A 13,263-nucleotide genomic window follows, 5' to 3' on the forward strand; every position below is an offset into this window, starting at 1 on the left:
AGAATTCTTTAGTATTTGAAATTTAATAAACTTTTGGCGTTTTGTTGCAATTGGTAAGGGAGAGGCCGACAGTTCAATCCTGTCCGGCAGCACCAGTTTTCCCGGCAATTATTGGTATGTCAGAGCGCTGGCTGGGTGTGCCCGGTCGAGAGGGAATCAGTCTGGCTGCTGCTTGGACGGAGTCTTTTTCAGTGTTGGCGAAGCTGGGCGCCTCTGGAGACTGCTCGACCGGGTTCGGGGAGGGGCGCTAATCCGCTACCGGTTCCAGCGGCGAGGCTATGTAAGCCGCGATGAGCTGTCCAAGCGCCACGAGCGAGGCCATGTGCGTGCGTTCCCAGCCATGGGAGCTGTCGAGCGAGAAGCAGACGAGGCCGACGCGGATATCCCAGCCGGCCTCGACGGCGGCGGCGCTGTCGGAGCGGTAGTGGCGGAACGTGTCGCGGACATGGGCAATGCCCTCGCGAGCACAGATATCAAGCATGTGCCGGGTCATGCGGGCATCGAAGGGGCCCTGGCGATCCCGCATTGCAATGGTCACGGCGTCGTCGCGAGAGCTTTGGTTTGGTGCGGTCACCGCATTGTCGATGGCAAGCAGTTCTTCCACTTCGGAGCCGAAACCATGAGTGCCGCCTATGCCGATTTCCTCGGCAATGGTGAACATGGCCTGGAAGGGGACAGCGACCTCTACAGTGCCCTCGGCAATCGCCTTAAGCACCGCCAGAAGCGTGGCGCAGCCCGCCTTGTCGTCGAGATGACGGGAAACAATGAAGCCGTCGATCACCTCGGGCTGGGCATCGATGGCGACCATGTCGCCGACATTAAAGCCGGCAGCAACCAGCGCGTCGTGGCCGGGCAGGACGGCATCGACGCGGATTTCGAGATTGTCCCAGTCGGCAGGCTGGGTGTCGACATCGGTGTTGAAACGATGGCCCGAGGCTTTGAGCGGCAGGATGGTACCGCGATGCTCCCCAGCATCGGAAAAGATGGTGACGCGGGCGCCTTCCGCGAAACGGGCGGCCCAGGTGCCGGTATTGCGCAGGGCAAGGCGGCCATTGGGCTTGAGTTCGGTGACCATGGCGCCGAGCGTGTCGAGATGCGCTGCGAGCGCCCGGCGGGGCGTGCCGTCGCCGACCTTGATATAGAGCACGCCGCGCCGGGTATATTTGGGGGCGTATCCGAGTTCGCGTAGCCAGCGATCGACCAGCGCGACGGCGCGCTCGGTCATGCCAACGGGGCTTGGCGTTTTGACGAGATCGAGGAGCCGGGCGAGGAGATAGTCATGATCGATCATGCGCTGCGGCGCTTTCGGGTCTGGGATGGCTGAATTTCCTCAAGGAAGCGGTCTTCGAGCCTGGCCTCGAGCCCCAACATATGCTGCTCGGCCTCTGCCATGTGCTCGGCCAGGATAGCGGAAGCCGCTGCCGCGTCGCGCTTCCGCATGGCAGCGATCAAATCGCGCTGGTGACCAATACCGCTTTCGCGCGACACCGGTTCTGGCTGCACATAGATGTCCTGCGCGATGGTGAGCTCCTTGAGCAGGCGCTGCAGGAAGCGGCAGGTGAATGCGAGAATGGGGTTGTCGGAATACTCCGCCACCACGCCGTGAAAATCGAGCTCGGCCATGCGCTGGTTCCAGCGCTCGGTGGCGTCGATCGGTTCGTGATCGTAGATGCGGATGATGGCTTCGAGGCGCTTCAAGCCGGCTTCGTCGATATGCGGCGTGGCGCTGGCAGCCAGTTGTGGCTCCAGCACTTTGCGCATCTCGTAGACATTGGCGATGGTCAGGTTCTTGGCGAAGAGGAAATTGGACAACAGGCTCATCGCCCGCCCTTCCGACATGCGCTCGATAAAAGCGCCGCCTCCCGGACCAGTGCGCACCGAAATCAGGCCCTGCACTTCGAGCGCCTTGAGCGCCTCGCGCACAGTGCCCTTGCTGGCCGCGAACTGCGCAATCAGGTCACGCTCCTGCGGCAGGCGGTCACCGGGGCCCAGGCCATGCTCGACAATCATGCGCTTGATGGCGTCGACGATCTCGTCGGTGCGCTTGCGGCGGGGAATGGACTCTACCTGGCTCATGCGGCATCCGGGTTCAGGCGCGGCGCGCTGGCGATCAACGAGCGCGTATAATCATGTTGCGGGCTGGCGAAGAGCTGGGCTGCAGGGCCTACCTCCACCACCTCTCCCAGATACATGACGGCGACTCGATCGGAAATCGATTCCACCACGGCGAGATCGTGGCTGATAAACAGATAGGAGAGCCCCAGATCATCGCGCAATTGCTGCAGCAGCAGCAGCACCTGTGCCTGCACCGACACGTCGAGTGCGCTGACCGGTTCGTCGAGCACCATGATGCTGGCTTCTGCCGCTAGTGCCCGGGCAATGGCGATGCGCTGGGCCTGGCCGCCTGAAAACTCATGCGGATAGCGCTCCAGCGTGTCGAGCGGCATCTGCACGGCGTCGACAAGTTCGCGCTTGCGGATGGCGCGGCGTGTTGCGTCATGGCCGCAAAGCAGTTTCAGCGGCACGTCGAGAATCTGGCCGATGGTCTTGCGTGGGTTAAGCGAGGCCACCGGATCCTGGAACACATATTGAATGGTGCGGCCGAAGGCCCGCGAGCCCGACGAGGCCAGATCCGCCCAGGGTTTGTTGTCGATCAGCATGCTGCCGGATGTCGGCGCCTCCAGGCCAACCAGCATGCGCGCCAATGTGGACTTGCCCGAGCCGCTTTCGCCCACGATTCCCAGCGTTTCGCCGCGCCTGAGGTCGAGCGAGATGCCTTTGACGGCCTGAACCTCGTTGGACTTCCGGCCGAAAAGCGAACGCCCGCCGCCGAACGTTTTGACCAGATCGCGAATTTGCACCGCATTGTCGCTCATCGGCGGGCCTCCTGGAACAGTGGGCGGACACGGTCAAGGAAGCCATGGCCCTCGCCCAGTTCGGGCACGCAGGCGATGAGACGCTTGGTATAGTCGTGTTGCGGATCGGTGAGCACCGCCTGGGTGTCGCCCTGCTCGACGATTTCGCCATGCCGCATTACCGCGACCCGGTCGCAGACCTGGGCAACGACACCGAAATCGTGGGTGATGAGCAGCAGCGCCAAGCCGCGTTCACGGCGCAGGTTTTGCAACAATTCGAGGATGCGCGCCTGTACGGTCACATCGAGTGCAGTGGTGGGTTCGTCGGCAATGATGATGTCGGGATCATTGGCGAGCGCCATGGCAATGCCGACGCGCTGGCGCTGGCCGCCAGAGAGCTCATGCGGATAGGCCGAGGCGCGGCCGGCGGCGTCGCGGATACCGACCCTTTCCATCAGCTCGACGGCGCGGGCGCGGGCGGCGGACTTGCCGATGGACTTGTGTGCGAGGATGGCTTCGGCGACCTGATCGCCCACGGAAAACAGCGGATGCAGCGTGGTCAGCGGGTCCTGGAAGACATAGGCAACGCGCGCACCGCGCAGGGCGATCAAATCCTGTTCGCGCAGCGAGAACGTGTCCTTGCCCTCCACATAGACCGCACCCTCGGTGACGACACCGGGTGGCGAGGCAACTAGGCCCATGAGCGACAATGCGGTGACCGACTTGCCCGAACCGCTTTCCCCGATCAGGCCGAGGCATTCGCCCTTGCCGAGGCGGAAGCTGATGCCCTTGACCGCGGGAGTGATGGCATCGCCGGTATCAAAGCCGGTCGACAGGTTTTCGACCACGAGAGCAGGGGCATTCTCCAGCGTGGGGGCCGGCTTGGCCTTGCGATTGATCTTGGTGACGGCCATCGGACGGTCGAGCGCACCCGAGCGCAGGCGTGGATCGAGCACGTCACGGATACCATCGCCGAGCAGGTTGATGCTCATGACCAGGACAAAGATCATGATGCCGGGAATGATCGAGGCATGGGGCGCGGTGAACAATTGCGCACGGGCCTGGCCGAGCATGGAGCCGAGATCGGAGGTGGGCGGTTGCGCGCCGAGGCCGAGAAAGGAAAGGCCGGCGGTTTCCAGGATCATCCAGCCCACCGTGGTCGACATGGTGATGACGATGACCGGCAGCACATTGGGCAGCACTTCGGTGAACAGAATGGCCGCGTGGCTTTTGCCCGACAGGCGTGCCGCATCGACGAATTCGCGATTGCGGATGGAGACGGTGACGCCACGGATATTGCGCGCGAAGAAGGGGATATTGACCAGTGCAATGGCGTAGAGCGCGTTGAGCAGGCCCGGGCCGAGCGCGGCAACGATCGCGATGGCGAGCAGAATATAGGGAAAGGCCATCAGCATATCCACGAAGCGCATGAGAATGCTGTCGGTCGCGCCGCGCGCATAGCCAGCAACAAGCCCGATCACCGAGCCGAACAGGGCGGCGAGCGCGGTGGCGCTGATCCCGACCAGCAGGGAAACCTGCGTACCCCAGATGAGGCGCGAAAGGATATCGCGCCCAAGATGGTCCGTGCCCAGCAGATGGCCCGCAGTGAGTGGTGGCAGCAGACGGTTCGGCTGGTCGGTAATGTCCGGATTGGGGAGCGGCAGGATTGGCGCCAGCACCGCCACGATGACGATGAAGCCGAAAATGAACAGTCCGGCAGCCGCCAGGCGATTGGCCATCAGCAATTGCCAGTTGCTGCGGCGCTTGCGGGAAAAAGTCTGGGTGGGAGCGGTCATGTCGGTCATGCCTTGAGCCTCGGATCGAGCATGGCCTGGGCAACGTCGGCGAGCAGATTGACGAGCACATAGACCGTTGCAGCAACCAGAACGCCGCCCTGGACGAGCAGCAGGTCGCGGGTGGAGACGGCCTTGACCAGCATCTGTCCAAGCCCGGGCCACTGGAACACCGTTTCGATATAGACGGCGCCGCCGAGCACAAAACCGGCCTGAATTCCGAGCACCGGTATGATCGAGACCAGGGCCGCGCGGAATGCGTGGCGGTAGATGACCTTGTTTTCGGAAAGGCCCTTGGCGCGCGCGGTGCGGATGAAATCCTGCCGCAGCACTTCGAGCATCGCAGCGCGGGTCAGGCGCGCGACGACGCCGGTGGCGACGATGGCCAGGGTCGAGGCCGGCAGGATCAGGTGGCGCACAAGATCGGGCAGGTCGCCGCCGCCATACACGGCATACATGCCCGAGGCCGGCAACAGCCGCCATTGCACGGCGAAGAACAGGATGAAGACCAGACCAAGGAAAAAGGCCGGCATGGAAATGCCGATCAAGACGAAAAAGGTGACGATGCGATCGGTCCAGCCGAACTGACGCACCGCCGAGACAATGCCCGCGAGAATGCCGAGGATGGAACAGATGACGAGCGATGCACCGGCGAGGATGAGCGTGGCGCCGAACCGCTCGACCACCTCGTCGAGCACGGGCCGGTTGAGAATATAGGAGCGGCCGAAATCACCCTGGAGGAGATTGCCGACCCAGATGACATATTGCTCGGGCCAGGAACGATCGAGGCCCAGCGCCCGATTGATGCGCGCGACATTGTCGGGGGTGGCATAGGAGCCGAGGAGAGCCTGGGCCGGGTCGCCGGGGATCAGCTTCATCACCAGGAAGACGATGATGGAGAGGCCAAGAATGACCGGGATTGCGGCAAGGAGGCGCTTGGCGATGTAGGTGGGCATGGGTTCCTCCTTGGTGCAGCGCGTGGGGGAGGCCCCCCACCTAGCCTCCCCCTGAAGGAGGGGGAGGGAGAGTTCGCGTTTGCTGCGGGGGTGGTGAGCCACCGGCAGACTCCTCCCCCTGTTTCAGGGGGAGGTCGGGTGGGGGTATGCCGCCTTTGTTACTGCTTGGTCACATCCCGCAAGACCAGGCTGAAGTCTGGTTGCAGTTCGAAATCGCCGACGGCGCTGGTGACCACGGCATTCTGCTTCCAGTTGGCGACGAAGAGCCAGGGGGCATCTTCGTGGGTGATGGCCTGGACCTGCTTGTAGAGCGCGCCGCGCTCTTCCGGATCGGTCGAGATGCGCGCCTGGTCGAGCAAGGCGTCCACTTCCGGATTGGAATAATAGGACGAATTGAAGCCGCCCTCGGCCGGGAAGGCAGCGGTGCGCAGGGTGAGGAAGGGCAGGGTGTCGGGATCGGACGTCATCCAGGCCATCTCGGCCATGTCGCCCTTGCCTTCAAGACCCGGATTCACTTCCGAAAGGAAGGTGTTCCACTCATAGGTCTTGATCTCGACCTTGAGCCCGACCGCCGCCAGATCGGCCTGGATGGCCGTGCCCATGGGCACGGGATCGAGCATGCCCGAGCCGCCTTCGGTCACAAGAAACGTCAGGCTTGCGCCTTCCGCGCCAGCTTCGGCCAGCAGTTCCTTGGCTTTTGCCGGGTCGTAGGGATAGGGCTGGACGTCTTCGTTATAGGCCCAGTTGAAGGCTGGCGGGATCGGGCCGGCAGAGACGTCGGCCGTGCCCTGCAGCACGTCGTTGACCAGGCTTTCCTTGTTCACCGCATAGTTGACCGCCTGACGCACGCGCTTGTCGGCAAAGGGGCCGTCCTTGGCGTTGAGCATGACGTACCAGACATGGGGGCCGGTGGCTTCGACCACCTGGAAATTGGCGTCGTTGCGGAACTGGGCGACGTTGTCGGGCGGGGTTTCCAGCAGCACATCGATGCCGCCAGAAAGCATCTCGGCAACGCGGGTATTGGCGTCGGTGATGGGCCGGAAGATCACAGCTTCAAGCGATGGCGCACCATCCCAATAGGCGTCATTGCGCGAGGCGACGACGCTGGTATTGGACTGCCATTCCTCGAACTTGAACGGACCCGTACCCACAGGATGACGGCCGTAATCGGCGCCATATTGCGCGACGGCGGCGGGTGATACGATCAGACCTGTGGGCGAGGCCAGATTGCTCATGAACGGCGCGAACGGCTCGTTGAGCGTGAATTTCACCGTCAGATCATCGACCGCTTCGATGTCCTTGACCGAAGAGAAGAAGAAGGCCAGCGGGAAGGGGCCGGTCGAAGCGTAAGGGTGGTCTTCCTTCAACATGCGATCGAAGTTGAACTTGACCGCTTCGGCGTTGAACGGAGTGCCGTCGTGGAAGGTGACGCCTTCTCGCAGGTTGAAGGTGTATTCAAGACCGTCCTCGGAAATGGTCCAGTCGGTGGCCAGAGCCGGTTCGATTTCCAGCGTGCCGGGCGCATTGCGCACCAGGCCGTCATAGATATTGACGGCAATGCGGAAGTCATTCGAGGCGGTCGAGACATGCGGATCGAGCGATGCCGGCTCGGCGATCTGGCCGATCACCAGCACATTTGGTGGTGTCTGGGCCATGGCCGGGGAGACCAGGGCCAGGGCGGTGGCGGCGAGCAGAAGCGGCGCCAGGCCTTTCCAGTTGCGGATCATTGATAACCTCCTTGCGTTCCCTTGCCCTTGCCTCACGCGGTGGAGCATGTGAGAAGGGCTTCAGGTAATTTATCATCATAAATTTGCCGGCTGTCAATTTATGATGATAAATGACGCAAAGAGGATGTTGCATGACCTTTTCCATCGTCGCCCGCGACCCAAAAACCGGTGCCTTCGGCGTTGCCACCGCGACCGCCGGACCGATGGTTGGAGCGCTGGTGCCCCATACGCGCCAAGGTTTCGGGGCCGCGGCGACACAGGCGATGACCAACCCTTATCTGGCGATAGATGCACTCGGCGCACTCAACGATCTGGGGGCGGAACAGGCACTGCATCATGCCTTGACGAAGGACGACAAGGCAGACCTTCGCCAGGTGATCATCGTCGATCTCGATGGCTCGGCGGTTGGCTGGACGGGCGGTCAATGCATTGGATTTGCCGGTCATCTACTGGGCGAAGGCGTGGCCGTTGCCGGCAATATGCTCACCGGCGAGGCTGTTCTGGCCGATATGATGGATGCCTATCGCGACATTCTGGCGAAATCGTCCTTCGCAGCGGCCTTGTTTGCTGCGCTCCGGGCTGGTGCGGAAGCGGGCGGTGACAAGAGGGGGCTGGGCTCCGTGGCCCTCCGCGTTCACCATGGCCAGGCCTTTCCCGAAATCGACCTTCGGGTCGACATGTCGGATGCCCCTCTTGCGTCTCTCGAGGCCTTGTTGGAGCAAGCCACTCATGGTGGATATGCGGACTTCTTCGGCACGGTGCCTCGACGCTGACCGCTTGGCCGCTGCGGTCATCTTGGGTGCTTAACGCCCGACCCCAAACGAAATTTCATCCGTGCGGCTGACCAAATAACGCCCGCCGGTCCAATTTCGCCGCTTGCATGCGGTATGTTATTACATTACGAAATCCCGAAATTCATCGGGGGTCTTCATGAACATCCGCTCGCTTGCTGGCGTCGCTCTGGCGCTCAGCCTTTTCCTGCCGTTGGGCGCTCAGGCCCAGACGCTGGACTTTTCCTGGCAACTCAATGTCGGTCCGCTCAATCCGCACCAATATGGCGCCAACCAGATGTTCGCCCAATCCATGGTCTATGAGCCGCTGGTCAAGTACCAGGCGGACGGCTCGGTGGCTCCATGGCTGGCTGAAAGCTGGACCGTCTCCGAAGATGGCACGACCTACATCTTCAAGCTGCGGCCAGGTGTGAGCTTCTCCAATGGCGAGCCGTTCAATGCCGCCGCCGTGGTGAAGAACTTCGACACCGTCCTCGCCAACAAGGCTGACCATAGCTGGCTTGGCCTGGTCGCCGCCCTGGAGAAAGTCGAGGCGGTGGATGACCTGACCGTCGAGATCGTCACCAAGAAGCCCTACTATCCAATGTTGCAGGAGCTCTCGCTGGTGCGGCCTGTGCGCTTTCTGGCGCCCGCCGGCTTCCCGCCTTCCGGCAACACGGCCGAGGGCATTGCTGCGCCGATCGGAACGGGCCCCTGGGTGCTTTCGGAATCGGTGCTCGGCCAGTACGACGTGTTTGTCCGCAACGAAACCTATTGGGGCGACAAGCCGGCCTTTGAAAGCGTGCGGGTAAAGGTGATCGCCGATCCCAATACCCGCGCCATTGCCTTCCAGACCGGCGAAATCGACCTGATCTATGGTGCTGATGGGCAGGTGACGCCCGACACTTTCCACATGCTGTCGCAGAGCGGTTTTGAGTCGGGCGTGTCTGCGCCTTACGAGGCCATGGCCCTGGCCTTTCATTCGGGCAAGGCACCAACCAACGACCTGGCGGTTCGCCAGGCGGTGAACCACGCGATCAACAAGGACGCGATCATCGACAACGTGTTCTACGGCACGCAGCGCCGGGCGGACACGCTGTTCCCGACCACCATCCCCTATGCCGATATCGGTCTTGAACCCTATGCCTATGATCCTGCCAAGGCCGCTGCGCTGCTCGACGCTGCCGGCTGGACGCTGGCTGATGGCCAGACCGTCCGCTCCAAGGATGGTGTCGCGCTTGCCATCGAGTTGCTCTATCCGGCGCCAGACGCGACCATGAAATCGGTTGCCGAAGTGGTGCAGGCCGATCTGGCCGCCATCGGCATCGCCATTCGTCTCGTCGCCGCCGAAGACGCGGAATTCTATGGCCGCCGCACCGAGGGCAATTTCGAGATGATCTTCAACCCCACCTGGGGCGCCCCCTATGACCCGCACGCCTTCCTCAGCGCGATGCTGGTGCCCGTCAATGGTGGCTATCACGCGCTTTCGGGCCTGCCGGAGAAGCCCGCCGTCAACGCTGCCATCACCGCCGCGCTGAATTCGACGGACGAGACGGACCGACAGGCACGATATGACTTTGTCATGCGCACCCTGCACGAGGAAGCCCTCTACGCCCCGATCAGCAATCTGGCGGCGATCGGCGTGGTCGGGCCGGATGTCACGGGCCTGACCTTTGGCGCAACCTCCTACGACTTCCCGTTCGAAACGCTCAAGCCCAAGCAGTGAGGTTGCCGTGCTCGGCTACACGCTCCGACGCCTGCTGCTGCTGATCCCGCTGCTGCTGGTCGTTTCCTTTGCCATCTTCGCGATCATCCGGCTTGCGCCGGGTGATCCCGCATTTCCCTATCTGCGCCTGCAGAACATTCCGCCGACCCCGGAAGCGCTGAGCATGGCTCGGACGGCTCTGGGGCTCGACCAGCCTTTGCTCACCCAGTATTGGAGCTGGCTGACGGCGGCCTTGCAGGGCGATTTCGGTATTTCCTTTGCCACCAAGCGCCCTGTGCTCCAGGACATCGCCTATTATATGCCGGCCACGTTGCTGCTGGCGGGGATCGCGCTGGCATTCACGCTGATCGTCTCCTTTCCGCTCGGCATCTGGTCGGCGCGCTACAAGGATCGCTGGCCCGATCAGGTGGTGCGCACGATTGCCTTTTTCGGCGTGTCGACGCCTAATTTCTGGCTGGCCTTCCTGCTTATCCTGCTGTTTTCCGTGCAATTGCACTGGCTGCCACCCTTCGGCGCCGGGACCTGGTCCCATATGGTCATGCCCGTCATCACCGTGTCGCTGATGTCGCTCTCGATCAATGCGCGCCTGCTGCGGGCCAGCCTGCTCGAAAATGCCAATGCCCGCCACGTCGCCTGGGCTCGTATGCGCGGCCTCTCCGACCGGCAGGTCGAGCGGCGCCACGTGCTTCGCAATGCGATCCTGCCCGTCCTCACCGCCACCGGAATGCATCTTGGGGAATTGATCGGCGGGGCGCTGATCGTGGAGACCATCTTCGCCTGGCCCGGCGTCGGTCGCTATGCCGTCAGCGCCATTGCCAACAAGGACTTTCCGGTGATCCAGTGTTTCACCCTCTTCATGGTGGTCGTCTTCGTCGTCTGTAATCTCCTGGTCGATATCCTGACTGCGGCTCTCAATCCCCAGCTGCGGCTGGGCGAGGAGGCACAGGCATGAGCGCCGAGGCGACTCTGGGCGCCGTCTCCCCGGCCCCCAATTTCACACGTGGCGTCGGGCGAATTGCCATCGGCCTCGCCCTGATCGTCGTGCTGATCATGGCAATCGCGGCACTGTTCGCACCCCTCATCGCCCCGCACGATCCCAATCTTGTCAGCCTGGTGGAGAAGCTGCAGGGGCCCAGTGCCGGTCATTGGCTGGGCACCGACCATCTGGGCCGCGATATTCTCTCGCGACTGCTCTATGGAACGCGCATGTCGCTCGGCTCGGTCGTGCTCTGCATTGCCCTGATCATGGCGATGGCCATTCCCCTGGGCGGTGCCGCCGGCTTTATCGGTGGTCGGGTCGATCAGGCGCTCATGCGCTTCTGCGACGCCATGATGACCTTTCCCACGGTCGTCCTGGCGCTCTTTCTCATCGGCGTGCTTGGCACCGGCCTCACCAATGTGGTCATCGCCATCGCCATTTCGCACTTTGCCTTCTACGCCCGGCTGGTGCGCAGTGTCGTTCTCAATCTGCGCTCGGCCGACTATGTCACCGCATCGCGCCTCTCCGGTGCCAGCCGCCCACGTATCTTCATCGAGCACTTCCTGCCGCCCATCGCAGCGCAGATGGTGGTGCTGGCAACGCTCGACGTTTGCCACATGATGCTGCATGTTTCGGGTCTGTCCTTCCTCGGGCTCGGCGTCGAAACGCCCACTGCCGAATGGGGCGTGATGATTTCCGATGCGCGGCAATTCATCTTTACCCAGCCCATGCTGATCATCCTGCCGGGCCTATGCCTGCTGTTCTCGGTCATGGCGGCATATATCCTGGGCGAAGCCCTGCGCGATCGCCTCGATCCTCATGGCCATCAGGGACACCACCATTGATGACGCAACCGCAAACGCTCGCCATCGAAAATCTATGTATCTGCGCCCGGCGCGAGGGGCAGGATATCCAATTGGTTCGCGAGCTGTCGCTTACGCTCGAGCGCGGTGAAATTCTGGCCCTGGTGGGCGGTTCTGGCTCGGGGAAATCCATGACCTGTGCCGGCGCGCAGGACGTCCTGCCACCCGGTGTCTATCGGCGCGCCGGCCGGGTATTGGTCGATGGTAGCGACGTCGCACCCAAGTCATTGCGCGGCCGTACCGTCGCGACGGTGCTGCAGAACCCGCGTTCGGCCTTCAACCCGCTCCGCACCATTTTCGATCATGCGAGAGAGGTGCGACGCGTGGCGCGCGCCGACGCCGCCGAGGATCGGGCGGCGACGATCGCGGCCCTGTCTGATACAGGTCTCGACGAGCCCGAGCGCGCGCTCGCCCTTTATCCGTTCGAGATGAGCGGCGGCATGCTGCAACGCGCCATGATTGCCCTGGCGCTACTGTCGGGTGCTCCCTTTCTCTTTGCCGACGAACCGACGACCGATCTCGATCTCGTCGTGCAGGCCCGCATCCTCGATCTTCTCGAAGGTCTCGTCGCCAACCGCGGCCTCGGCATCTTGCTGGTCTCCCACGACATGGGCGTCGTGGCCCGGCTGGCGACCCGTGTCGCGGTGATGCAGGAGGGCCAGGTCGTCGAAGAGGGCAGTGTCGAGCGCATCTTCTCGGCGCCGCAGCACGCGGTTACCCGCGAACTCGTCGCCGCTCATCTCGCGCTCTATGCCGGAGAATCCGCATGACCGTGCTTCTCGGCGCCAGCCATCTCGACAAGACCTATCGCCGGCAGGCCCTCATTCGCAGCCATGCGCCACGCCAGGTGCTCTTCGACATCAATCTTGAGGTTCGGGCCGGCGAAAGCCTGGCAATTCTGGGCCGCAGCGGTTCGGGCAAGAGCACGCTCATGCGCCAATTGCTCGGCATCGAAACCCCGAGCGCGGGGCAGGTGCTCTTCGAGGGACGTGATCTCGCCACGCTTGACCGGTCCGGATGGCAGCATTTTCGCCGCTCGGTGCAGATGGTGTTTCAGGACTCCATCGGAGCGGTCAGTCCGCGTCAGCGCATCGGTCGCATCATCGCCGAACCGCTTCGGCACCTGAGCGTCCTCACGGCTGCCGAACGAGAGCACCGCGTCGAGCAATTGTTGACCGCGGTCGGCCTGAAGCCATCCGACGCCCTCAAGCGTCCGGGGCAGATGTCCGGTGGTCAGCTGCAGCGGGTCTGCATTGCCCGCGCTCTCGCCACTCAACCGCGCCTTCTGGTGCTCGACGAGGCCGTTTCTAATCTCGACCTCACGTTGCAGGGCCAGATTATCGAGCTGGTCGCGCATTTGCGTGCCGAGAGCGGCATGGCCGTCGTCTTCATCACCCACGATCTGCGTCTGGTTCGGCTGCTGTGTGAGCGCGTGATCGTGCTTCACCATGGCCGCATCGTCGAGGAAGGCCCCGTCGACCGGCAATTGCGCCTGTCCAGTGCTGAAGGGCGGCTGCTGCAATCGGCCATTCTGCCACCACGGCCGAAAACGATCGTGCAGAGCCAGAACATGCCCAATCCCGCAATGAGGTAG

General features: G+C 62.8%; 12 protein-coding genes. 6 read left to right on the plus strand and 6 right to left on the minus strand.

Translation table 11 applies throughout. From position 1 onward, the window contains the following. Window positions 1-247: 247 nt before the first annotated feature. From DEVEQU_RS05075 to DEVEQU_RS05100, 6 genes are all read right to left on the minus strand, one after another. Entirely contained in the window at window positions 248-1,291 is a 1,044-nt protein-coding gene (locus DEVEQU_RS05075) for an osmoprotectant NAGGN system M42 family peptidase (protein WP_126149496.1), read from the minus strand. Beyond that, window positions 1,288-2,076 (minus strand): FadR/GntR family transcriptional regulator, encoded by a 789-nt coding sequence (locus DEVEQU_RS05080; RefSeq protein WP_126149497.1) that lies wholly within the window; start codon window positions 2,074-2,076, stop codon window positions 1,288-1,290. The genes DEVEQU_RS05075 and DEVEQU_RS05080 overlap by 4 nt, the downstream gene beginning before the upstream one ends. Then, window positions 2,073-2,876, minus strand: a complete 804-nt coding sequence (locus DEVEQU_RS05085; protein ID WP_126149498.1) for an ATP-binding cassette domain-containing protein — start codon at window positions 2,874-2,876, stop codon at window positions 2,073-2,075. Before DEVEQU_RS05085 ends, DEVEQU_RS05080 begins: the two co-directional genes overlap by 4 nt. Continuing rightward, window positions 2,873-4,651 (minus strand): dipeptide/oligopeptide/nickel ABC transporter permease/ATP-binding protein, encoded by a 1,779-nt coding sequence (locus DEVEQU_RS05090; RefSeq protein ID WP_206437794.1) that lies wholly within the window; start codon window positions 4,649-4,651, stop codon window positions 2,873-2,875. The genes DEVEQU_RS05085 and DEVEQU_RS05090 overlap by 4 nt, the downstream gene beginning before the upstream one ends. A gap of 5 nt (window positions 4,652-4,656) precedes the next feature. Continuing rightward, the gene (locus DEVEQU_RS05095) at window positions 4,657-5,604 is read right to left on the minus strand and encodes an ABC transporter permease (RefSeq protein WP_126149500.1); all 948 of its coding nucleotides are present in this window, start codon (window positions 5,602-5,604) and stop codon (window positions 4,657-4,659) included. 158 nt (window positions 5,605-5,762) lie between these two features. Next, window positions 5,763-7,259: an ABC transporter substrate-binding protein gene (locus DEVEQU_RS05100; RefSeq protein ID WP_223214111.1), complete on the minus strand. Its 1,497-nt coding sequence runs from the start codon at window positions 7,257-7,259 to the stop codon at window positions 5,763-5,765. Between the two features lie 203 nt (window positions 7,260-7,462). On the opposite strand from DEVEQU_RS05100, the gene DEVEQU_RS05105 reads away from it, so the two are divergent. From DEVEQU_RS05105 to nikE, 6 genes are all read left to right on the plus strand, one after another. Further along, window positions 7,463-8,104, plus strand: a complete 642-nt coding sequence (locus DEVEQU_RS05105; protein ID WP_164550255.1) for a DUF1028 domain-containing protein — start codon at window positions 7,463-7,465, stop codon at window positions 8,102-8,104. Window positions 8,105-8,261: 157 nt separating this feature from the next. Beyond that, window positions 8,262-9,827: a nickel ABC transporter substrate-binding protein gene (gene nikA / locus DEVEQU_RS05110; protein WP_164550256.1), complete on the plus strand. Its 1,566-nt coding sequence runs from the start codon at window positions 8,262-8,264 to the stop codon at window positions 9,825-9,827. A gap of 7 nt (window positions 9,828-9,834) precedes the next feature. After that, entirely contained in the window at window positions 9,835-10,779 is a 945-nt protein-coding gene (nikB, locus tag DEVEQU_RS05115; protein WP_126149503.1) for a nickel ABC transporter permease subunit NikB, read from the plus strand. Next, window positions 10,776-11,651, plus strand: a complete 876-nt coding sequence (nikC, locus tag DEVEQU_RS05120; protein ID WP_126149504.1) for a nickel ABC transporter permease subunit NikC — start codon at window positions 10,776-10,778, stop codon at window positions 11,649-11,651. Before nikB ends, nikC begins: the two co-directional genes overlap by 4 nt. Next, window positions 11,651-12,439, plus strand: a complete 789-nt coding sequence (locus DEVEQU_RS05125; RefSeq protein ID WP_126149505.1) for an ATP-binding cassette domain-containing protein — start codon at window positions 11,651-11,653, stop codon at window positions 12,437-12,439. Before nikC ends, DEVEQU_RS05125 begins: the two co-directional genes overlap by 1 nt. Further along, a complete protein-coding gene (gene nikE / locus DEVEQU_RS05130) occupies window positions 12,436-13,263 on the plus strand; it encodes a nickel import ATP-binding protein NikE (protein ID WP_126149506.1) in 828 nt (275 codons plus the stop codon). The genes DEVEQU_RS05125 and nikE overlap by 4 nt, the downstream gene beginning before the upstream one ends.

This window comes from Devosia equisanguinis (assembly GCF_900631955.1).
In the GTDB taxonomy this organism is placed as follows: domain Bacteria; phylum Pseudomonadota; class Alphaproteobacteria; order Rhizobiales; family Devosiaceae; genus Devosia; species Devosia equisanguinis.

What these genes read in the sequence shown, in the direction of transcription:
- DEVEQU_RS05080 (WP_126149497.1), bottom strand. Translation starts at nt 2,076, where the DNA reads ATGAGCCAGGTAGAGTCCATTCCCCGCCGCAAGCGCACCGACGAGATC.
- DEVEQU_RS05085 (WP_126149498.1), bottom strand. Translation starts at nt 2,876, where the DNA reads ATGAGCGACAATGCGGTGCAAATTCGCGATCTGGTCAAAACGTTCGGC.
- nikA (WP_164550256.1), top strand. Translation starts at nt 8,262, where the DNA reads ATGAACATCCGCTCGCTTGCTGGCGTCGCTCTGGCGCTCAGCCTTTTC.
- DEVEQU_RS05075 (WP_126149496.1), bottom strand. Translation starts at nt 1,291, where the DNA reads ATGATCGATCATGACTATCTCCTCGCCCGGCTCCTCGATCTCGTCAAA.
- nikE (WP_126149506.1), top strand. Translation starts at nt 12,436, where the DNA reads ATGACCGTGCTTCTCGGCGCCAGCCATCTCGACAAGACCTATCGCCGG.
- DEVEQU_RS05125 (WP_126149505.1), top strand. Translation starts at nt 11,651, where the DNA reads ATGACGCAACCGCAAACGCTCGCCATCGAAAATCTATGTATCTGCGCC.
- DEVEQU_RS05105 (WP_164550255.1), top strand. Translation starts at nt 7,463, where the DNA reads ATGACCTTTTCCATCGTCGCCCGCGACCCAAAAACCGGTGCCTTCGGC.
- DEVEQU_RS05095 (WP_126149500.1), bottom strand. Translation starts at nt 5,604, where the DNA reads ATGCCCACCTACATCGCCAAGCGCCTCCTTGCCGCAATCCCGGTCATT.
- DEVEQU_RS05090 (WP_206437794.1), bottom strand. Translation starts at nt 4,651, where the DNA reads ATGACCGCTCCCACCCAGACTTTTTCCCGCAAGCGCCGCAGCAACTGG.
- DEVEQU_RS05100 (WP_223214111.1), bottom strand. Translation starts at nt 7,259, where the DNA reads ATGGCCCAGACACCACCAAATGTGCTGGTGATCGGCCAGATCGCCGAG.
- nikC (WP_126149504.1), top strand. Translation starts at nt 10,776, where the DNA reads ATGAGCGCCGAGGCGACTCTGGGCGCCGTCTCCCCGGCCCCCAATTTC.